The 20,232-nt window shown below is 70.9% G+C and carries 20 protein-coding genes and 1 tRNA gene; 15 read left to right on the top strand and 6 right to left on the bottom strand.

What is annotated here, in order from left to right; genetic code table 11:
* Positions 1 to 45: 45 nt before the first annotated feature.
* On the top strand, positions 46 to 537 hold the full coding sequence (locus ACWGIH_RS14815; RefSeq protein ID WP_453449178.1) for a carboxymuconolactone decarboxylase family protein: 492 nt from the start codon (positions 46 to 48) through the stop codon (positions 535 to 537).
* Positions 538 to 621: 84 nt separating this feature from the next.
* Here ACWGIH_RS14815 and ACWGIH_RS14810 read toward each other — a convergent pair whose 3' ends face one another.
* Together ACWGIH_RS14810 and ACWGIH_RS14805 are read right to left on the bottom strand one after the other, a co-directional pair.
* Positions 622 to 2,127 (bottom strand): aminopeptidase P family protein, encoded by a 1,506-nt coding sequence (locus ACWGIH_RS14810; RefSeq protein WP_453449179.1) that lies wholly within the window; start codon positions 2,125 to 2,127, stop codon positions 622 to 624.
* Between the two features lie 99 nt (positions 2,128 to 2,226).
* Complete coding sequence (locus ACWGIH_RS14805; RefSeq protein WP_453449180.1) at positions 2,227 to 3,660, bottom strand: PP2C family protein-serine/threonine phosphatase; 1,434 nt, start codon at positions 3,658 to 3,660, stop codon at positions 2,227 to 2,229.
* 539 nt (positions 3,661 to 4,199) lie between these two features.
* On the opposite strand from ACWGIH_RS14805, the gene ACWGIH_RS14800 reads away from it, so the two are divergent.
* Positions 4,200 to 4,877 (top strand): bifunctional DNA primase/polymerase, encoded by a 678-nt coding sequence (locus ACWGIH_RS14800; protein ID WP_453449181.1) that lies wholly within the window; start codon positions 4,200 to 4,202, stop codon positions 4,875 to 4,877.
* A gap of 57 nt (positions 4,878 to 4,934) precedes the next feature.
* Positions 4,935 to 5,540 (top strand): hypothetical protein, encoded by a 606-nt coding sequence (locus ACWGIH_RS14795; RefSeq protein ID WP_453449182.1) that lies wholly within the window; start codon positions 4,935 to 4,937, stop codon positions 5,538 to 5,540.
* Positions 5,541 to 5,733: 193 nt separating this feature from the next.
* Here ACWGIH_RS14795 and ACWGIH_RS14790 read toward each other — a convergent pair whose 3' ends face one another.
* The 3 genes from ACWGIH_RS14790 to ACWGIH_RS14780 form a co-directional block, all read right to left on the bottom strand.
* Complete coding sequence (locus ACWGIH_RS14790; RefSeq protein WP_453449183.1) at positions 5,734 to 6,699, bottom strand: DUF5926 family protein; 966 nt, start codon at positions 6,697 to 6,699, stop codon at positions 5,734 to 5,736.
* Positions 6,700 to 6,882: 183 nt separating this feature from the next.
* On the bottom strand, positions 6,883 to 7,503 hold the full coding sequence (locus ACWGIH_RS14785) for an ATP-binding protein (RefSeq protein ID WP_453449184.1): 621 nt from the start codon (positions 7,501 to 7,503) through the stop codon (positions 6,883 to 6,885).
* 62 nt (positions 7,504 to 7,565) lie between these two features.
* A complete protein-coding gene (locus tag ACWGIH_RS14780; RefSeq protein ID WP_363210254.1) occupies positions 7,566 to 8,378 on the bottom strand; it encodes a glycerophosphodiester phosphodiesterase in 813 nt (270 codons plus the stop codon).
* Between the two features lie 184 nt (positions 8,379 to 8,562).
* Here ACWGIH_RS14780 and ACWGIH_RS14775 point away from each other — a divergent pair, with 184 nt between their 5' ends.
* The 4 genes from ACWGIH_RS14775 to ACWGIH_RS14760 all read left to right on the top strand — a co-directional run bounded on the left by ACWGIH_RS14775 (position 8,563) and on the right by ACWGIH_RS14760 (position 11,592).
* Complete coding sequence (locus tag ACWGIH_RS14775) at positions 8,563 to 10,050, top strand: trypsin-like peptidase domain-containing protein (RefSeq protein ID WP_453449185.1); 1,488 nt, start codon at positions 8,563 to 8,565, stop codon at positions 10,048 to 10,050.
* A 42-nt stretch (positions 10,051 to 10,092) separates the two neighbouring features.
* Positions 10,093 to 10,177: transfer RNA gene (locus ACWGIH_RS14770), tRNA-Ser, on the top strand.
* A 208-nt stretch (positions 10,178 to 10,385) separates the two neighbouring features.
* Positions 10,386 to 10,619 (top strand): hypothetical protein, encoded by a 234-nt coding sequence (locus ACWGIH_RS14765; protein ID WP_453449186.1) that lies wholly within the window; start codon positions 10,386 to 10,388, stop codon positions 10,617 to 10,619.
* Between the two features lie 298 nt (positions 10,620 to 10,917).
* Complete coding sequence (locus ACWGIH_RS14760; RefSeq protein WP_453510356.1) at positions 10,918 to 11,592, top strand: sensor domain-containing protein; 675 nt, start codon at positions 10,918 to 10,920, stop codon at positions 11,590 to 11,592.
* A 112-nt stretch (positions 11,593 to 11,704) separates the two neighbouring features.
* On the opposite strand, the gene ACWGIH_RS14755 is transcribed toward ACWGIH_RS14760, so the two are convergent.
* Positions 11,705 to 12,577, bottom strand: a complete 873-nt coding sequence (locus ACWGIH_RS14755) for a bifunctional DNA primase/polymerase (protein ID WP_453449188.1) — start codon at positions 12,575 to 12,577, stop codon at positions 11,705 to 11,707.
* 373 nt (positions 12,578 to 12,950) lie between these two features.
* On the opposite strand from ACWGIH_RS14755, the gene ACWGIH_RS14750 reads away from it, so the two are divergent.
* The 8 genes from ACWGIH_RS14750 to ACWGIH_RS14715 all read left to right on the top strand — a co-directional run bounded on the left by ACWGIH_RS14750 (position 12,951) and on the right by ACWGIH_RS14715 (position 20,105).
* Entirely contained in the window at positions 12,951 to 13,262 is a 312-nt protein-coding gene (locus tag ACWGIH_RS14750) for a hypothetical protein (RefSeq protein ID WP_363210232.1), read from the top strand.
* Positions 13,263 to 13,505: 243 nt separating this feature from the next.
* The gene (locus ACWGIH_RS14745) at positions 13,506 to 14,696 is read left to right on the top strand and encodes an acyl-CoA dehydrogenase family protein (RefSeq protein ID WP_453449189.1); all 1,191 of its coding nucleotides are present in this window, start codon (positions 13,506 to 13,508) and stop codon (positions 14,694 to 14,696) included.
* The gene (locus tag ACWGIH_RS14740) at positions 14,693 to 15,601 is read left to right on the top strand and encodes a bifunctional MaoC family dehydratase N-terminal/OB-fold nucleic acid binding domain-containing protein (RefSeq protein ID WP_453449190.1); all 909 of its coding nucleotides are present in this window, start codon (positions 14,693 to 14,695) and stop codon (positions 15,599 to 15,601) included. The genes ACWGIH_RS14745 and ACWGIH_RS14740 overlap by 4 nt, the downstream gene beginning before the upstream one ends.
* Before the next feature lies 1 nt (position 15,602).
* Entirely contained in the window at positions 15,603 to 16,727 is a 1,125-nt protein-coding gene (locus ACWGIH_RS14735) for an acyl-CoA dehydrogenase family protein (protein ID WP_453449191.1), read from the top strand.
* Positions 16,728 to 16,804: 77 nt separating this feature from the next.
* Positions 16,805 to 17,236 (top strand): MaoC family dehydratase, encoded by a 432-nt coding sequence (locus tag ACWGIH_RS14730; RefSeq protein ID WP_453449192.1) that lies wholly within the window; start codon positions 16,805 to 16,807, stop codon positions 17,234 to 17,236.
* Positions 17,233 to 18,399 (top strand): lipid-transfer protein, encoded by a 1,167-nt coding sequence (locus tag ACWGIH_RS14725; protein WP_453449193.1) that lies wholly within the window; start codon positions 17,233 to 17,235, stop codon positions 18,397 to 18,399. The genes ACWGIH_RS14730 and ACWGIH_RS14725 overlap by 4 nt, the downstream gene beginning before the upstream one ends.
* A gap of 52 nt (positions 18,400 to 18,451) precedes the next feature.
* Entirely contained in the window at positions 18,452 to 19,369 is a 918-nt protein-coding gene (locus ACWGIH_RS14720; RefSeq protein ID WP_453449194.1) for a DUF1906 domain-containing protein, read from the top strand.
* A gap of 172 nt (positions 19,370 to 19,541) precedes the next feature.
* Positions 19,542 to 20,105: a SigE family RNA polymerase sigma factor gene (locus ACWGIH_RS14715; RefSeq protein WP_453449195.1), complete on the top strand. Its 564-nt coding sequence runs from the start codon at positions 19,542 to 19,544 to the stop codon at positions 20,103 to 20,105.
* Positions 20,106 to 20,232 lie beyond the last annotated feature (127 nt).

Raw genomic sequence — 20,232 nt, 5'->3', positions numbered from 1 at the left:
GAATGCACCTTATCCGAGGTCTATTCCGCCCGTAGATTCATGGACATGACGAACAACGAGAACGCCGCAGCCGCACAGATTCACCCGCACACCCCCCGCCTCAACTTCGCCAAGGCCGCCCCCAAGGCCTTCAAGGCAGTGATCGGACTCGACGCCGCCGCCCGCGACGGCCTCGACCCGGCCCTGGTCGAGCTGATCCAGATCCGCGCCTCGCTGCTCAACGGCTGCGCGTACTGCCTCCACATGCACACCTCCGACGCACGCAAGGCGGGCGAGGACGAGGCACGGCTGCACATGGTGGGCGTCTGGCGCGAGGCCAGGAACTTCTTCACGGAGAAGGAGCAGGCGGCCCTCGACCTGACCGAGGCCGTCACGCTCGTCCACCGGGGCGGTGTCCCGGACGACGTCTACGCCCGCGCGGCCGCACACTTCGACGAGACGGAACTGGGCCACGTCCTGGCTCTGATCTTCACCATCAACACCTGGAACCGCATCGCCCTGAGCACCGCCAAGGTGGCGGGCGAGGACGAGCGCTAGACCTCGCCGGAGAACGCGAAACCGGGCCCCTTCTTAAAGAAGGGGCCCGGTTCCTGAAACGGAGCGGGCTCGGCCGGAGAGGGCTCAGCCCTTGAGCTCGGCCATCCACGCCTCGACGTCGTCCGCCCGCCGCGGCAGCGCGGCCGACAGGTTCTTGTTGCCGTCGGCCGTCACGAGGATGTCGTCCTCGATCCGCACGCCGATGCCGCGGTACTCCTCGGGCACCGTCAGGTCGTCCGCCTGGAAGTACAGGCCGGGCTCGACGGTCAGGCACATGCCGGGCTCCAGGACACCGTCGGCGTACGTCTCCCGGCGCGCGGCCGCGCAGTCGTGGACGTCCATGCCGAGCATGTGACCGGTGCCGTGCAGGGTCCAGCGGCGCTGCAGACCCAGCTCGAGGACGCGCTCGACCGGGCCCTCGACGAGGCCCCACTCCACGAGCCTCTCGGCGAGCACGCGCTGCGCGGCTTCGTGGAAGTCGCGGTACTTGGCGCCCGGACGCACGGCCGCGATGCCGGCCTCCTGGGCCTCGTACACGGCGTCGTAGATCTTCCGCTGCAGCTCGTCGAAGCGGCCGTTGATCGGCAGCGTCCGCGTCACGTCGGCGGTGTAGTACGTGTGCGTCTCCACACCGGCGTCGAGCAGCAGCAGCTCCCCGGAGCGCACGGCGCCGTCGTTGCGCACCCAGTGCAGCGTCGTGGCGTGCGGGCCCGCGGCGCAGATCGAGCCGTAGCCGATGTCGTTGCCGTCGACGCGGGCGCGCAGGAAGAACGTGCCCTCGATGTAGCGCTCGCTGGTCGCCTCGGCCTTGTCCAGGACACGCACGACGTCCTCGAAGCCGCGGGCCGTCGAGTCGCACGCCTTCTGCAGCTCGCCGACCTCGAACTCGTCCTTGACCAGACGGGCCTCGGAGAGGAAGACGCGCAGCTCCTCGTCGCGCTCGGCGGTGACCTTGTCGGTCAGCGCGGCCTCGATGCCCGCGTCATGTCCACGGACGACGCGGACGGAGCCGGTCGCCTCGCGCAGCTGCCCGGGGAGCTCGCGCACGTCGGACGCCGGGATGCCGTACAGCGTCTCGGCCTCGGTGAGGGAGTGCCGGCGGCCGACCCACAGCTCGCCCTGGCCGTCCAGCCAGAACTCGCCGTTCTCGCGGTTGGAGCGCGGCAGCAGGTAGATGGTGGCCTCGTGGCCGCTCGTGCCGTCCGCGAAGTCCGTGGGCTCAAGGACGAGGACGCCGTCAGTGCTCTCATTGGGCCGGCCGCCGGTGAGGTACGCGTACTCGACGGAGGCGCGGAAGGCGTACTCCGTGTCGTTCGAGCGGGTCTTGAGGTTGCCGGCGGGAATCACGAGGCGCTCGCCCGGGAAGCGCGCGGAGAGCGCGGCACGGCGGGCGGCGGTGTGCTCGGCCTGGGCGATCGGCTGCAGGTCGTGCAGCTCCGTGTCGGCCCATCCGGACTTCATGTTCTCGGCGAGCTCGTCGGAGACGCCCGGGTACAGGCCGTTCTTGCGCTGCTTGATCGGCTCTTCCTCGGACTCGATCTCCAGGTCTTCCGGGGTCTCCGGGTTCTCCCGAATGAGCTCCTCCGACACGATCTGCCTCCTATGTACGACACTGGGCCCCCTCCATCGTACGGGCGTACGGAAGGGGGCCCAGAGCCGGAAGGCCCATTACATGGCGTATCGCGGGGGTCACTCGAAACGGGCCGCGAGGAGAATCACGTCCTCGTCGCTCTCGACCGTGTCGAGCCCGTCGGGCAGCACCGTCCGCAGGATGTGGTCGACGAGCGCGTCCGGGTCGTCGCGCACCTGCTTGGGCACGCTCGCCGCGGCCGCGTGCAGCCGCGCGAAAGCCCGGTCCATCGGGTCGCCGGTGCGGTGCAGGAGGCCGTCCGTGTAGAGCAGCACCGTTTCTCCCGGTGTCGTCTGGAACTCCACGCTCGGCGCCTCCCAGCAGGCGAGCATTCCCAGGGGCGCCGACAGCGAGGTCTCCACGAACTCCGTGCGCCGCTCGCCGATCACCAGGGGCGGGCTGTGGCCGGCTCCCGCCAGGATGATCTTGCGCAGCGCCGGTTCGCAGTACGCGAAGAGGGCCGTCGCGGACCGCGCGGGCTCGGTGAGCCGAAGGAGCAGCTCCAGATCGGACAGTACGGCGACGGGGTCCTCGCCCTCCATGACGGCGTACGCCCGCAAGGAGGCCCGCAGGCGCCCCATCGCGGCGACGGCGCTCGGCCCGGCCCCCGTGACGGACCCGACGGCAAGGCCGAGCGCGGCGTCGGGCAGCGGCAGTGCGTCGAACCAGTCGCCGCCGCCGAGCGCGGAGGTGCGGTGCCGGGCGGCGAGCCGCACCCCGGCGACCCGCGGCAGGCGCGAGGGCAGCAGTTCCTCGCGCAAGGTGGCCTCCGTCGTGCGGGCACGGTCCAGTTCGATCAGCCGCGCCAGGTGCTCGGCGGCCTGGCGTGCGTAGAGACCGACGAGGTGGCGCTGGCGCTCGGTCGGCTCGGCGGGCTCGTCGTACAGCCAGACGGCGGCGCCGATCCGGCCCGCCGTCTCGGTGGACAGGGGAAGCGCGTAGCTCGCGGCGTAGCCGAGCCGGGCGGCCACTTCGCGGTGGCGGGGGTCGAGGCTGCTGTCGGCGAGCAGATCGGCGTCGACGATCTCGGTCTCGGCGGCCCGGGGCGTGGGCGGCGCGTCGAGGAGCCGCCCGAAGGCGGTGGCGGCGCGGGGGACCGTCTCGATGTGCCCGAGGTCGGCGCGGGCGAGGCCGAGGCCGACGGTGGTGTCGGGGCCGAGACCGTCGGTCGGCTCGAGGACGAGCAGGCCGCGGCGCGCGCCGACGAGGGCGGCTCCGGCGCGGAGCAATTCGTGCAGGGCTTCGTCGAGGGCGGCCGTGCGGGCCAGGCGTTCGGTGAGCTCCTGCAGCGTGGTCAGATCGGAGATCCAGCCCGCGAGCCGGTCCTGGATCAGGAGCGTCGGTGCGCCTTGGGCCTGTGGGGCGGGCGGGACAGTGTGGTCTTGTGGCGGAACAGTTGAATCGATTCCGGCCACTTTCGGGAGGTGCGGTGCGTTCATGGCTGACGGCTTTCCGGCCGGTGCGTATTGCTCAATAGCATCGCAAACCCCCATGTCATTCTGCGCCGCTAGCAATGTTCTCCACATCTACACGCACTGGTTAGGGGATGTCCAGCATTGTCCAGCTGGGATTCCTGGTGTCCGTGGGAATTCTGTGGCGTATCGCGATCTTGAGAACTTGGCTCAAAAGTGCCTGAGGCGACGGCTTATTGCGATCGACTGGGATTGTTCAACAAGGGGTACTCCCAAGCCCTCAGGTTCGGGAGGCGCGTCACAGCGGCCGTGATGGGTACGTACTCGGTGATGACCAGGGGCAGTTGAGATCCGCCCGGAACCTGGTGACGGACCCGGGCGTCTTAACTCACGACGACCGTGCCCCATCCTCCCGTGGGGGAGGCGGCGAAGAAGTACGCGGGACAGCAAACGCCAGGCACCGCCACCCCACGCCACGCTAACGCTCGGCCCTAACGGGTTCCCCATGCCGCAGGCTGGGGATGTGATGCGCCAGTTCTACGCACAGCGAAGTGATCCACACATGGTGTGATGTGGCCCGCCGTGTTCCTCGGCGTGTAAACGGAAAGGAACGAGCGCTCATGCGCGAGATCCTCGGAAGGCGAAGCAGGCTCCTGGCCAGGCTCACCGGCAGGAAGTCTGACCAGAGTCCCGGTCTGATCGGTGCGGCCCTGACCTCTGCCACGGCATGGAAGTGGCCCGTGGTTCCCGGTGTCGGTCTCGACCGTCGAGACGGCACCCGATGCGCCTGCCCCGACCCCGACTGCACAGTGCCAGGAGCCCACCCCCTCGACCCCGGCCTGCTGGCCGCGACGACCGACGAGCGCATGGTGCGCTGGTGGTGGACGAACAGCCCGGACGCGCCCATCGTGCTCGCCACCGGCGCGGGCGCCCCGTGCGCCGTCAGCCTGCCCGCCATCGCGGGAGCGCGGGCCCTGACCGCGCTCGACGAGATGGGCATCAGGCTCGGCCCGGTCATCGCGACCCCCGCCCGCCTCTTCCTGCTCGTCGCGCCGTACTCCATGGAGCAGTTGGGCGACCTGCTGTACGCGAAGGACCACGTACCGGGCTCGCTGCGCTTCCACGGAGAGGGCGGCTATCTCGCGCTGCCGCCCTCCGGGACCGGCCAGGGGCAGGTGCGCTGGGAGCGGGCTCCGCTGCCCGGCTCGGCGGCGCCGTGGGTGCCCGATGTCGAGGCCGTGGTGGACGCGGTGGTCGACGCACTCACTCGTACGGGTGTGAGCGCGCCCGAGTTGTAGGGGAAATGGGCGCGCGGGGAGCCGGGCGCCCGTCGAACGTCGTTAGGGTCAGGCCTCATGAACCCCCGCCTGATCGCGCTCATGGGCGTCGTGGCCATTACGGTTCTCCTGCCGCTCGCCGGCGCGTCCGCGGGGCCCGTGGGCGACGGTGACGCCGAAGCCGGGCCGACGGAGCGGTCGGCGGACGCGGCACCGGGGGCGGCGCCGGATCCCGACGCGAAACAGCCCTCCACGGAGAAGCCGACTTCGCGACGCTCCACTACGGAGGACGCGGCTTCGTCCGCGGACGACTCCTCGCTCCTCACGGGGCTCGGCCTCGACAGCGCCGCGCAGTGCGGCCCCGAAGTCACCTCCCCCAAGGGCATCGAAGCCCAGACGTGCGTCCTGACCCAGGGACGCGACACGTGGGGGCGCACGTACTACCGCAACACGACAGGCGATGAGCTGAGCGCCGTACTGAGCGTTATGGCGCCGGGTGGGCGCACCGTGCAGATGCATTGCGCGGTCGGTGCGGCGGACGAGCCGGGGGCGTGCGAGACACCCCGGGAGCGTACGACGGGGAATGCAGCGGCGTATTCGGCGGTGGTGGAGTTCGCTGACGGGAGTGGCGGGCCGTTGCTCCTGCGCTCCGGAAGCAACTCCGCGCGGCCGAAGGCCAGTTGACTCAGCAGGCCGGGCCGGACATGGAAGCGCCCGGTTGCTGGCGACGGGGGATGCACCAGCAACCGGGCTACCTGAACGGTAACAAGAGATCTGCTCTGGGCAAATTCGATCTCGGATATCCGGACAGGGATTTACCTGCGACGACAGGGAGTTGTGACAGGAGTCACCCCTCCCCATCCGACTGACTGGTGGGTCAGCTCAACGTCACCTGGCGGTTGGTGAGACCGCCGCGCGCCCGGCGCTCCTCCGGCGTGAGCGGGGCCTTGTCGTCCAGCGCCGTCGCGAGCCGCTCGGCGAACTCCGCTGCGGGCTTCTCGATGTCCTCGGCGCTCATTCCGGTCGGCAGGTCCCACACCGGAACGGTCAGACCGTGCGCCCGGAAGGATCCGACCAGACGGGTGCCCTCGCCGAGGCTCGACGTGCCGGCCGCGTGCAGCCGGGCGAGCGCGTCGAGAAGCTGCTCCTCGGGGTGCGGCATGACCCAGCGCAGGTGGTTCTTGTCCGGGGTCTCGCACCAGTACGCGCTGTCCACGCCGGAGAGCCGCACGGTCGGGATGGCGGCGGCGTTCGCCCGCTCCAGGGACGCCGACACCTCCGTGGAGGCGTTCTCCGAGTCCGGCACCCAGAACTCGAAGCCCGTGTGCACGATCGGCTCGAATGCGCCCTCGGGGTCGAGGAGATCCTGCAGGCGCGGCCCGTCGGCGGGGGCGCGGCGGGCCTGGACCGGCGAGCCGGGCTCGGCGCTCAGGGCGCGCTGGAGCGTGTCGGCGAGGTCGCGGCTGATGTCGCCGGACGCGGTGTCGTTCTGCAGGCCGAGCAGGACCGAGCCGTCGTCGCGGCGCAGGGCGGGCCAGGCCATCGGCAGGACGGTCGCCAGCGAGACGGAGGGCACGCCGTCCGGCAGCCCGTCCTTGAGGGGCAGTTCGACGGTCGCCGCCGGGACGAGCTCGCGCAGAGCCACCCAGTCGCCCTCGCCGGGCAGGCCTTCGAAGGGGCGGTGCACGAGCTCGGTCACCGCGTGCGCGGCGGCCCGGCCGTGACAGGCCTTGTAACGGCGGCCCGAACCGCAGGGGCAGGGTTCGCGGGCACCGACGACAGGAACCTGCCCGTCCGTCAGCTGCGGCTGCTTGCCCTTGGTCTGAGGGCGCTTCTTGGCCATCTTGGGTGTCTCCCGGATGCGGCTTTCCAGCGTGGCTCTTCGTACGTCTTGGGCGTACGGGCGCGAGCCTAGCCGCTCACCGTCAAGGCACCGGGTTTCAGCCTCGGCCGGACGGAGCCGTCATCGGGAGCCTTCCATCGGCAGCCCTCCATCGGGAGCCTTCAGTTGAAGCCGGCGCCCGAGTCACCGCTCGCGGTCGTCGAAGGGGTCCGCGAACGCGAGGTCGGGCACGGCCGAGCCCGCGGGGGCCGCGACGCGCGTAGCGAAGTCCTCGTGGCAGTGCCCTGCTTGTACGACGACCCAGACCGTGACCTCGCCGTGGGTGTCGTCACGCACACCCCATGTCTCGGCGAGGGCCGTGATGATGTTGAGCCCGCGCCCACCGTGCGCGGTGACCGAGGGGGTGGCCGGAACGGGACGGGTCGGGCCGCCGCCGTCCGTCACCTCGACGGTCAGCCTGCCTGTCGCGTCCACGCGCCAGGCGGCCCGGACATCACCGTCGCCCACCATTCCCTCGCCCAGCGGCCTGCCGTGCCGGCAGGCGTTGCTGAGCAATTCCGAAAGGATCAGTACGGCATCGTCGACGACCGATTCCGGCACCCCGTTCCCGCGCAGTTGATCGCGCATACGGTGCCTTGCTTCTCCCACGCCCGCCGGGCCATGGGGTACGGCCATGCTCGACGACGCGGGCACCTCCCGTGCCACCACCAACGCCACCCCCGAGACCTCCTTCGCCCCACGCCACGGTGTGAATGCCCCAATGGACTGGACCGGAAACCGGCCAATCCTTGTGCGGTGACGCACTCGTAACGATCGAATACGGACCGAACGCGCCGGTGTACACCCCGTAACAGACGGGATCGTGGTTAGCGGCGGCCCAACTGGGACAGCACTTGCTTGGGGCGATTGGTGATGATGGCGTCGACGCCGAGTTCGGCGCAGAGCTCCACATCCTCGGGTTCGTTCACGGTCCACACGTGCACCTGGTGCCCCGCACGCTTGAGTTTGGCGACGTAGGCCGGGTGGTTGCGGACGATCCGCATGCCAGGACCGGCGATCCGGACGCCCGCGGGCAGGCGGCCGTCGCGGTGGCGCGGCGAGACGAACTGCATCAGGTAGACCGTCGGCAGGGTGGGGGACGCGGCCCGCACGCGCTGCAGTGAGCGCGCGGAGAAGCTCATGACGCGTACGGGAGAGGGACCGTCGGCGGGTGGGGAATCCAGACCGAAGCGCTTCAGTAGAAGAAGCAGCCTTTCCTCGACCTGACCCGCCCAGCGGGTGGGGTGCTTGGTCTCGATGGCCAGCTGGACATCGCGCCCCGACGCGTTGCTTTCGGCCACGAGCTCGAGGAGCCGCTCCAGGGTGAGGACGGAGGTGTCCTCCCAGTCGGGGAGTTCGTCGGCCTCACCGTGGTTGTTCTTCCACGAGCCGAAGTCGAGGGTGGCGAGATCGGCGAGCTCCAGGGCCGACACGGCTCCCCTGCCGTTGGACGTGCGGTTCACGCGGCGGTCGTGGACGCAGACGAGGTGCCCGTCCGCAGTGAGGCGTACATCGCATTCGAGAGCGTCGGCCCCGTCGTCGACCGCCTTCTTGTAGGCGGCCAGCGTGTGCTCGGGGGCGTCTTCGGAGGCTCCGCGGTGGGCGACGACCTGGATCTGTTGCTGTCGTGCGAGGGTCACCGCGTCATGGTGCCATCACGGGGTACTCGAAAGCTTGCCCAAGGTGTCGCACGCAGAGCCGGATCCACAGGATCGGCTTATGGTGCCCTGACAGCCCATGGGAAAAGCTGACTGCAGACAGATGCACAGTTGGGCACAGCCAGGCCGTGACCGAGAACGACAGCGTGGACCGAGGAGAAGAGCTGTGAGCACCGAGAACGAGGGCAACGAGGTACCCCCGGCCCCGTCAGCGCCCCCTGCGCCGGTGGAGTCTCCCGCTGCTTCCGCCGACCCCGTGACGCACGCTTCCGGAACCCCGGGCCCCGTGCCGAACGCTTCCGGAGCACCCGACCCCGTGCCGTCGCCCGCCGCCCCCGGCCAGGAACCGTCGGCGCACCACGCGCCCCCGCACGCCGGTACCACCGCGGGCGCGCCCTCGCACGCCTCCGGGGCCGGGGCGTGGCCGCCTCCACCGCCGCCCACCGTTCCCTCGTACGCCCAAGGTGGAGGCTCCGGCTCCGGATGGGGCGCGTCCTACGCGGCGCAGCACCCGGAGGGGTCCAAGCCCGCGGGACGGCGCGGTGGCCTGATCGCCGCGGTGCTCGTCGCCGCCCTCGTCGCAGGCGGTGTCGGCGGCGGCATCGGCTTCTGGGCGGCCGACCGGAACGACAGCAGCACGGGCTCGACCACGGTGTCCGCGTCGAACACGCCGGCCGACCTCAAGCGTGACCCCGGCACCGTCGCCGACATCGCGGGCAAGGCGCTGCCCAGCGTCGTCACCATCGAGGCCCAGGGCGGCAACGGCGAGGGCGGCACGGGCACCGGCTTCGTCTACGACAAGCAGGGCCACATCCTGACGAACAACCACGTCGTGGCCTCCGCGGCCGACGGCGGGAAGCTCGCGGCCACGTTCTCGGACGGCAAGAAGTACGACGCCGAGGTGGTCGGCCGTGCCGAGGGGTACGACGTGGCGGTCCTCAAGCTCAAGAGCCCGCCGTCGAACCTGAAGCCGCTCCCCCTCGGCAACTCCGACAAGGTGGCGGTCGGCGACTCGACGATCGCCATCGGCGCCCCCTTCGGCCTTTCGAACACGGTCACGACCGGCATCGTCAGCGCCAAGGACCGCCCGGTGACCTCCAGCGACGGCGCGAGCAGCAAGAGCTCGTACATGAGCGCCCTGCAGACCGACGCCTCCATCAACCCCGGCAACTCCGGCGGTCCGCTGCTCGACGCGGGTGGCGCGGTCATCGGCATCAACTCCGCGATCAAGCCCGCGGAGAGCGGCGGCGGCCTCGGCGGAGGCGGCCAGTCCGGCTCCATCGGTCTGGGCTTCGCGATCCCGGTCAACCAGGCCAAGTACGTCGCCCAGCAGCTGATCAAGAACGGCCAGGCCGTCTACCCCGTGATCGGCGCCTCGGTCGCCCTGCAGGAGAACACGGGCGGCGCCACGATCTCCCGGGAGGGCGCGAGCGGTACGCAGGCGGTCACCCCGAACGGCCCCGCGGACAAGGCGGGCCTGAAGCCCGGTGACGTCATCACCAAGCTGGACGGCTCGGTGATCGACAGCGGCCCGACCCTGATCGGCCAGATCTGGACCCACAAGCCGGGCGACACCGTCGAGATCACGTACAAGCGCGACGGCAAGGAGCACAAGGTCGACGTGATCCTGGGCGAGCGCAAGGGCGAGAGCTGACCCGCTACTCTTGTCCCCGCACCGCCCTGAACGGCGGTGCGGGGTGGGTTGCCCGAGCGGCCTAAGGGAACGGTCTTGAAAACCGTCGTGGCGCGAGTCACCGTGGGTTCAAATCCCACACCCACCGCACTTCTTGAGAGCCCCTGACCAGCGCAATCGGTCAGGGGCTCTCGGGTTTTCGGGTGGGGGGCGGGTGCTTGGGGGCGCGTAGGTCACCTTGGATGAACCTGGTACTCCACGTGGCCGCTGCGCGGCGAGCCTGGGAGAAGGCGCGGGTCGATTGAGGTGTCGTTTTGCTGCAGAGGATCACTGGATCACCCCAAAAGGAGATAACCGTGTTGCAGCGCATCGCATCCGCCCTCGCCGTGGCCACCGTCGCCGGATTCCTGGCTGCCGGCACCGCCGTCGCCTCGGACGGACCGACCGGCACCCTGGACGAGGGCCGCTACGCAGGGCAGTCGTTCACCAACATGGGCGGCCCCTACGGCATCACCACCGCCGGCCAGGTGGACGGCGGGCACCGCGACGGGACCGCCCTCAACGGCGTCTTCGACGGGTTCAACGACTGACGGCTTCTCCGTCTGGTCGGGGGGTGTCTCTCATCGGGAGGCACCCCCTCCTTGTGCCCCGGACGCCCCGGCGCCGTCCTGGGGTGGTGCCAGCAACACCCCGGAGAGGCCGGGTCACCGTATGTCCCGGGCCGCTCGGATTCGCGAACGTGGAGGACGTCAGCACGGCACGTCCCCGGCACGTCCCCACCGCGAAGATTCGAGGCCCGTCATGAGCACCAGCGCACTGCCTTGCCCAGCCGCTCCCGCCGCCGTTCCCGCTGCTGCTCTTGCTGCTCCCGCCGCTTCTTCCGCCTCCTTGGGTGAGCGTGTCCCGGAGTCGCCGGGCTTCTGGCGGGCGCCGTTCGCCGTCTCGACGTACCGGGAGATCGGCTACACGGTGGCTTCGCTGCCCATCGCCATCGTGGGCTTCACGTTCGCGGTGACGATGTTCTCGCTCGGCGTGGGGTTGTTCGTCACCGTGCTGGGCCTGCCGGTCCTCGCCGCCGCGCTGGCCGGGGCGAGGGGGCTCGGGGCGGCCGAACGGGGGAGGGCCCGGGGGATGCTGGGGCTCGATGTGGTCGGGCCTGCCGCCGTGCGGACGCCGACGGGTGCGGGTGCGTGGGGCGGGATGCGGGCGCGGCTCGCGGACGGTGCGGGCTGGCGGGCGCTGCTCTTCCAGGTCGTGATGTTCCCCTCGCGCGTGGTGTCCTTCGTCCTCAGCGTGACGTTCCTGGTCACCGGCTGGGTCGTCGCGCTCCTTCCGGCGTACTCCTGGGTGTTCCCGCGGTACGTCGACTGGCCCGGCTACCGGGTGTTCGACTACACCTCCGGCGGTGAGCGCCACGCGTACTACCTGGAGTCGCCGGTGCAGATAGCCGGGGCGTCCCTGCTCGGCCTCCTCATCGTCTTCCTCACCCCGAAGCTGGTCCGGGCCCTGACGAACATCGACCGCGCCGCGGTGCGTTCGATGCTCGGCCAGCCTCGGCGGTAGGTGTGCCGGAGAACGCGGTAAGGGGCGTCCGCCATTGCGGGCGTCCCTTACCGCGCCCCCTGCTGCGTCACACCTGTCACATCTGTCCTACCTGTCACACCCGTCCCGCCCGTCACGCGTACCCCGTCAGCCGCTCCGCCGACGCGATCGTCGAGCGGGCCTCGCGCTCCGTGAGGCCCACCTGGAGCGCGGCGGCGACGAGTTCGGCGGCCAGTGATGCGCCGATGCCGTTCTCGTAGGCGCGGCAGGCGGCCCAGAACAGGCGGGTGTTGCGCTGGCCCTCGTGCGCGGCGAGGACGAACTGGACCAGGCCCTGGCCTCGTTGGGCCGGGGCCGGCATCTGCGGGAGCGGGGGGTGGTGGGCGCGGTTCGGGGGCGTGAGCAGGCGCAGCAGTGCGGGAGGGCAGCTCGCCGGAGGGAGATGGGCGGTACCGGCCACGGTGCTGTAGACGCCGTGCTCGGTGCGCGAGCCGGGGCCGACGAGATAGCCCCCGGCGCCCCTGATGTCGATGCCGGGGGCCAGGCGGCCCGCGGAGTTGGGGACGACGGCGTCGGGCGGGCCCGCGAGCCAGATGTGACGGCCGCCGCTGGGGGTCGCCACGACCACCGTGGCCGGGATCGTGAAGAGGTGGCGCAGCGCGAGTTCCCGCAGGGCCGCCGGAGCGTCCGTACCGGACTTGGTGTCCAGGTCGATGCCGATCAGATGGTGTGGGGGCAGACCGCACGCGATGCCGTAGCCGGTGGCCCAGGGGGCGGCGGCGAAGAGTTCACGGATGCGCAGGGGATCGGTCGACGCGTCGTACACGCCGTGCCCGGGGCGGCCGCATTCGCCGTGGCAGGGGGGCGTATCGGGTTGCTCGTGGTGGGGGGAGCGGAGCGCCGGCAGCTTCGTCCGGGAGAGCGGGATGACGGCGAGGCCGCGCTCGGCGGCGGACAGTGCGTGGGCGAGTACGAGGGCTGTGGCATGGCGGTCGATGGTGGCCATGACTTCATTTTCGTACAAGCGTTCGAAGAAAGGAAGAGGGGCGAGTGCGGCGCGCGGACAAAACGCGGACGCGCCTGCCGATCTTTCGGCTGTGGCGGAACGCTTCAGCCCGTGCGGCGCCTGGGTTTGAGCCTGCTTTGTGGGGCTGAACAGGGGCTTTGGGGGAGCCGAGCATGTTTATCGACTTGTACTCACGCTTGCGGGGGAATCGGGGCTTCCGGGGTGGTTCGCCGGGGATTCGGTGGGCAACTCTGGACTCGCGACGTCGTGCAGAACCCCTCAAGGCGGTCGGCCAACTGCCTTGGAACAAGACGCACTTCAGGTGCGCCCCGGCACATCGCCGGTGCGTACCCCCGTAACGGAGGAAACTGACATGGCAAGCATCCGTACCGCCCGCGTCATCGCTGCAGCCGCGGCCCTGCCCCTGGCTGCCGCACTCTTCACGGGTGTCGCGACGGCCGACAACGGCTCCTTCGCGAACGACGGATCGAATGCGGGCGTGGCGACTGTCAACGGCAGCGGCGTCGGCGGCAACAACAGCGGCAACTCGTCCACGTCGCAGCAGCAGGCCGTCGGCTCGGGCGCCTCGAACCAGAACAACACCGCCCAGGTGAACGGTTCGGCGTTCACGGCGATCGACCAGTCGAACGAGAACATCGCCGTCAACTTCACCCACCTCTGGTGAGGTGACGGGGCCTCGGGGTGGCTCCCCGGGGTCTGCTGGATGGGGTGTGTGGCGTTCTGCGCGGCGGTGCATCTGCACCGCCGCGCAGTCGTGTCCGGACCTTCCGTAGCGCTTCCGTAGCCGGGCCCCCGCGCCCCCGGCCTCCCGTATCCGGGGTGATCTCTTGACACCACGACAGTTTCTGACGGACAGTCAGAAACCATTGTCGGTGCGACGCCCTGACGCGAAGGAGAGGCCGCCGCCGTGCACCTCGCCCCCACCGAACGCCAGCAACGGTTGCGCGCCGAACTGCGTGGCTACTTCCGCGATCTGATGCCGGGCGGGCCACCCGAAGGCAGCGACCCGGAGGGGCAGCGCCGGCTGCTGCGGCGCATCGGGGCGGACGGCATGCTCGGCCTCGGCTGGCCGGTCGAGTACGGCGGGCAGGGGCGCGGGCCCGACGAGCAGTTCGTCTTCTTCGACGAGGCCTACCGCGCGGGCGCCCCCGTTTCGATGGTCACCCTGAACACCGTCGGGCCGACCCTCATGAAGTACGGCACCGAGGAGCAGAAGGCCGCTTTCCTGCCGCGCATCCTCAGCGGTGACCTCGTCTTCGCGATCGGGTACAGCGAGCCGTCGGCGGGTACGGACCTGGCCTCGCTGCGGACACGGGCGGTGCGCGAGGCCGAGGGGCCCGGTGGCACCTGGGTCATCGACGGGCAGAAGATCTTCACGTCGAACGCCCAGAACGCCGACTGGATCTGGCTGGCCTGCCGCACCGACCCCGAAGCCCCCAAGCACCAGGGCATCTCGATCATCCTCGTCCCGACCGACGCACCCGGGTTCTCGTGGACGCCGATCGAGACGGTGGGCGGCCTGACGACCACGGCGACGTACTACGACGGAATCCGCGTGCCCGCCACGCACCTCGTCGGCGAGGAGAACGGCGGCTGGGGGCTCATCACCAACCAGCTCAACCACGAGCGGGTGGCGCTCGCGGCGATCGGCATGCAGGCCGAGGACTTCTACGCCGCGGCCCTCGCCTTCGCCCGCACACGCGACCCGGTCACGGGCGAACGCCGGATCGACGCCCCGTGGGTCCGGTCCCGGCTGGCCGAGGCGCAGGCCCGGCTGGCGGCGACGCGCCTGCTCAACTGGCGCCTGGTGGGGGACGTCGGGGCGGGCGCGCTGGCGCCGGGAGACGCGAGCGGCGTGAAATTCGCGGGCACCGAATCGGCGGTGGAGGTGTACCGGATATGCCAGGAAGTCACGGGCGATGCGGGTCTGGTCCGGTCCGGTTCCCCCGGCTCCCTGACGCTCGGGACGGCGGCTGAGGGGGAGCTGGAGCGGATGAACAGAGCGGCACAGATCAATACGTTCGGGGGCGGGGTGAGCGAGGTGCAGCGGGAGATCGTGGCGACGATGCGCCTCGGGATGCGGAGGGGCCGGCGGTGACCGATCTTTCGTACGAGACGCTGAAGGCCTTCGAGGGGCGGGCCGCCGCTACGTCGGGCGAGGGCAAGGACCCGGTCAACGAACCGATGATCCGGCACTGGTGCGAGGCCATGGGCGACACGAACCCGGCCTACGCGGGGGCGGATCCGATCGCGCCGCCGACGATGCTCCAGGCCTGGACGATGGGCGGGCTCTCCGGGCACCAAGGGCGTTCGGCCGCGTACGACGAGCTGTTCGCGCTCCTGGACGGCGCGGGGTACACCTCCGTCGTCGCGACGGACTGTGAGCAGGAGTATCTGCGGCCGCTGCGGCCGGGTGACGAGATCACCTTCGACGCGGTCATCGAGTCGGTGTCGGAGCGCAAGACGACCAAGCTCGGCACGGGCCACTTCGTCACGACCCGGATGGACGTCAGAGCGGGCGGCGAACCGGCGGGCACCCACCGCTTCCGGATTCTCAAGTACGCACCCGCGCGGCAGAAACCCCGGGGCAAGCGACCCCGCCCGGTGATCAACCGGGACAACGCGGGGTTTTGGGAAGGCGTGGCCCGGCATCAGCTTCTGATCCAGCGCTGCGGCGGCTGCCGGACTCTGCGCTTCCCCTGGCTGCCGGGCTGCAACGCCTGCGGGTCGCTCGTCTGGGACACGGTCGAGGCGAGCGGCGAGGGCACGGTCTATTCGTACGTCGTCATGCACCACCCGCCCTTCCCCGCCTTCGATCCCCCGTACGCCGTGGGGCTCATCGAGCTGGCGGAGGGCGTGCGCATGGTCAGCAATGTGGTGGGAGTGCCGAGCGACAAGGTGCGGATCGGGCAGCCGGTACGGCTCGAATTCCAGCAGGTGGACGCGGAATTGGAGCTCCCGGTGTTCCGGGCCGTCGAGAGCATGGCGGGGGGCGAGGGCTGACATGGACTTCACCCCCACGGAGGAGCAGGCCGCGGCACGGGACCTCGCCGCGGAGATCTTCGGCGACCTGGCCACGCCCGAGCGGCTCACGGCGGCGGGGCCGGGATCGGACGCCGAGCTGTGGAAGGCGCTGTGCGCGGCGGGGCTGCCGGGCGCGGTGGAGGATGTCGGGCTTCTCGGGCTCGTGCTCTTGCTGGAGGAACAGGGGAGGACGACGGCCCAGGTTCCCTTCGCGGCGAGCTGTGTCTATGGGCTGCTCGCGGTGGCCGCGCACGGCACCGAAGAGCAGCGGAGGCGACTGCTGCCGGGACTGCGGGAGGGCACGGCGGTGGCGACGGGGGCATTCCCGGCGCGGGGTGGCGTGGTGGCCGTCGCGGAGGGGAAGCCGGCCGGCGGGGCGCCGGGAGCGACCGGCGGGCTGACCGAGGCGCTGACCGGAACGCCGACTGGAACGCTGATCGGGGTGGTGCCGTGGGTGCCGTGGCTGCGGGATGCCACGGAGGTCCTGGTGGCGGTGCGCGAGCCGGAGACGCGGGGCGGCCACAGCCTGTGGCGGGTACGGGTGGCCGACGCCGAGACCGAGCCGGTGGAACTGACCGCGCCGTGGGCGGCGGGGCGGCTGGTCCTGGACGGGACGCCCGGGGAGCGGATCGGCGGACGTGAGGCGTACGAGGACGTCCTGGCGAGCGCGCGGACCGCCTTCGCGGGATTGCAGGCCGGGGTGTGCGCGGGGTCGCTGGCCCGCGCGGTGGCGCACACGAACGAGCGGGAGCAGTTCGGGCGGCCCCTCGCGGCCAAGCAGGGAGTCCAACTCCGGGCGGCGGACGCCCATATGGACACCGAGGCGATACGGGTCACGGCGTACGAGGCGGCATGGCGGCGTGACGCGGGCCTGGCGTACGGCATCCATGCGCTGACCGCCGCGTGGTGGGCATCGGAGGGCGGAAAGCGAGTCGTGCACGCGGGCCAGCATCTGCACGGCGGCATGGGGGCCGACCTCGACCATCCCGTGCACCGGCACTTCCTGTGGGGGCGGCAACTGGACGCGTACCTGGGATGCGGGAGCGAAGTCCTGGCGGAAATGGGCGACTTGATCGCACGGAGCACGCACGAGGGGGCGGCATGACGGGGGGACAAGGTGCTGAAGGAGGAGACGGCGTGACGGGGAGGGGGAGACCGTATGCCGGAGGAGAAGGGCGCGGCGTGCGCGTCGGGGACGAGCTGCCGGAGCTCACCGTCCCGGTCACCCGGACGTTGATCGTCTCCGGTGCGATCGCCTCGCGGGACTACCAGGACGTCCACCACGACGCCGTGGCGGCACAGGAGAAGGGCTCCCCCGACATCTTCATGAACATCCTGACCACGAACGGTCTGGTGGGCCGGTACATCACCGACCACTTCGGTTCCGGGGCGATCCTCCGCAAGGTGGCGATCCGGCTAGGTGCGCCCAACTACCCCGGGGACACGATGGTGTTGACCGGCTCCGTGGAGCAGGTCGACGGCGACACGGCCACGGTGAGGGTGGTCGGCGCCAACGGCATCGGCAAGCACGTCACCGGAACGGTCACGCTCACGCTGCCGGGCGGGGAACGAAGCGGTGCGTCGGACGGGCCCTCGGCAGGGGGCGCGGCATGAGCGTACGTACGCGCGACCGCCTGGGCGGGAAGGCCGCAGTGGTCGGGATAGGGGCCACCGAGTTCTCCAAGGACTCGGGGCGCAGTGAGCTCAGACTCGCCGTGGAGGCGGTGGGCCGCGCGCTCGACGACGCCGGGCTGAGCCCCGCCGACGTCGACGGCATGGTCACGTTCACCATGGACACGAACCCGGAGATCACCGTCGCGCAGGCGGCCGGTATCGGGGAGCTCTCGTTCTTCTCGCGCGTCCACTACGGCGGTGGTGCCGCCTGCGCGACCGTGCAGCAGGCGGCGCTCGCGGTGGCGACGGGGGTGGCCGAAGTCGTCGTCTGCTACCGCGCGTTCAACGAGCGCTCGGGCCGCCGCTTCGGTTCGGGCGTGCAGCACCGGGAGCCGTCGGCGGAGGGGGCCGCGCTCGGCTGGTCCCTGCCGTTCGGGTTGCTGACCCCCGCCTCCTGGGTGGCGATGGCGGCCCAGCGCTATCTGCACACCTATGGCCTCACCCCCGATGCCTTCGGCCATGTGGCCGTCACCGACCGGAAGTACGCGGCGACCAACCCGGCGGCCTATTTCCACGGGAAGCCGATCACGCTCGCCGAGCACGCCGCCTCGCGCTGGATCGTCGAGCCGCTCAGGCTCCTGGACTGCTGCCAGGAGACCGACGGCGGGCAGGCGCTCGTCGTGACGAGCGTGGAGCGGGCCCGCGATCTGCCGAATCCACCGGTGGTGATCGCGGCGGCGGCCCAGGGGGCGGGCCGGGCGCAGGAGCAGATGACGAGCTTCTACCGCGACGACCTGAGCGGGCTGCCGGAAATGAGCGTGGTGGCACGGCAGTTGTGGCGCGGCTCGGGGCTCGCGCCCGGCGACATCGACGTGGGCATCCTCTACGACCACTTCACCCCGTTCGTGCTGATGCAGCTGGAGGAGTTCGGCTTCTGCGGGCCGGGCGAGGCGGCGGACTTCGTGGCCGAGGAGGCGCTGCCGTTGAACACGCACGGAGGGCAGCTGGGGGAGGCGTATCTGCACGGGATGAACGGCATGGCGGAGGCGGTCCGGCAGGTGCGCGGCACGTCCGTGAACCAGATACCGGGCGCGGCGCGCACGCTGGTCACCGCGGGCACCGGCGTCCCCACATCAGGGTTGATTCTGGCGGCGGACGGCTGAACGCGGCGCGTGTCCCGGGGGCATCGGGGGCTCGGGGCCCTTCACTCGGCGTATGAGCTGCCGAAAGCTGATGATGGGACTTGTCCTCTCCGCGACCCTCGCCGTCGCCCTCCCCGCCCCAGCCGCCCCTGCCGCCTCGCCGGTCTCGCCCGCTCCGGCCAAGGGCGCACCGCCGACCGGTGCCGTGAGCGGAGCCGGGGCCGGGGGCCGCGGGGCCGGAACGGAGGGCGGAGCTGCCGGGTGGCCGGCCGGGGTGTCGACCTTCCGCGGCCGGGCCTTCGACACCTGCCTGGCTCCGTCCGCCGACACGATGCGCCGCTGGAAGGCCTCCAAGTACGGCGCGGTCGGCGTCTACTACGGGGGCCGCGGCCGGGCCTGCAAGCGCCAGCCGAACCTGACCCGCGCCTGGATGCGCACGGTGCGGGGGCAGGGGTGGAAGGTGTTGCCCGTGTACGTCGGTTCGCAGTCGCCCTGCGTCACGGCGAAGCACAAGAAGAACGTCCGCATGGGGCGGTACCCCGTGCGGCAGGGGACGCAGGAAGGGCGTGACGCCGTACGCAAGGCGAGGGCACTCGGGATGCGGCGGCTCAGCCCGCTCTACCTGGACATGGAGTCGTACACCTACCGGCAGAAGGCGTGCGCGCACGGCACCCTGGCGTTCGTGCGGGCCTGGAACCGCGAGGTGCGCAGGTTCGGGTACGTTCCCGGCTTCTACAGCAGTGCGAACTCCGGCGTACGGCACATGGAGACGGCGCGCCGGGCAGGGGTGCGGGATCTGCCGTCGGTGATGTGGTTCGCGCGCTGGCACACGCGGCCGCACCTCTACCGCGAGCCGGTGCTGCGGCGCACCGCATGGCACCCTGAGCGGCGCATCCACCAGTACGCGGGCAACGTGAAGGAGCGGCACGGCGGGCGCACGATCAAGATCGACCGGAATCTCGTGCACGCACCGGTGGCCCGCGTCGGCTAGTCCCCGGGCGGGCCGGGAGCGCGGCCCTCTCAGGGGTGAACCCTCAGGGGTGTGCTCCGCCTCCTCCACCTTCAGGAGGTGGAGCTACCACCCCGCGTACAACCTGAGGCGGACACGGCTTAGGGACCTGCGGCCGATCCGCTGAAGTAGGGGGCGCTTCTAGCGTGGAGCCATGACCGTATCCATGGTGCCCATGTGCGCCAGCGCATCGAAGGCCGCGACGCGGACCGCGAGTCCTTCGGCGTATCCGTCGTTCGCGTCGTACGTCCGGGCACGTCAGCCCGTGTTGCTGCGCACCGCGCGCTCGCTGACCGCGAATCCCAGCGATGCCGAGGATCTGCTGCAGACCGCCCTCACCAAGACCTATGTCGCGTGGGACCGGATCGAGGACCACCGGGCGCTCGACGGCTATGTGCGCCGGGCCCTCCTGAACACCCGGACCTCGCAGTGGCGCAAGCGCAAGGTCGACGAGTTCGCGTGCGACGAGCTGCCCGAGCCCGAGGTGACGCCGGTCGCGGACCCGGCCGAGCAGCAGGTGCTCAGGGACGCGATGTGGCGCGCGATCATGAAGTTGCCCGCGCGGCAGCGGGCGATGGTCGTCCTGCGGTACTACGAGGACCTCAGCGAGGCCCAGACCGCCGAGGTGCTCGGGGTGTCCATCGGCACCGTCAAGAGCGCGGTGTCCCGTGCGCTCGGCAAGCTGCGCGAGGACCCGGAGCTCACGCCGGTCCGGTGACCGGACGCACGCCGGTCCGGTGATCACCGCAGTTCCGCAGGACCTTTCTTCTCCCGACCTAGTGACATACCGTGCGGTATGCGGCAAGAATCTGGCGAGCCCTACTGCCAGGTAGGTCATCCGGGAG

Source organism: Streptomyces sp. NPDC054872, assembly GCF_053610705.1.
The sequence above is the reverse complement of the archived record's forward strand: the minus strand, read 5'-3'. Positions and strand labels throughout refer to the sequence as shown.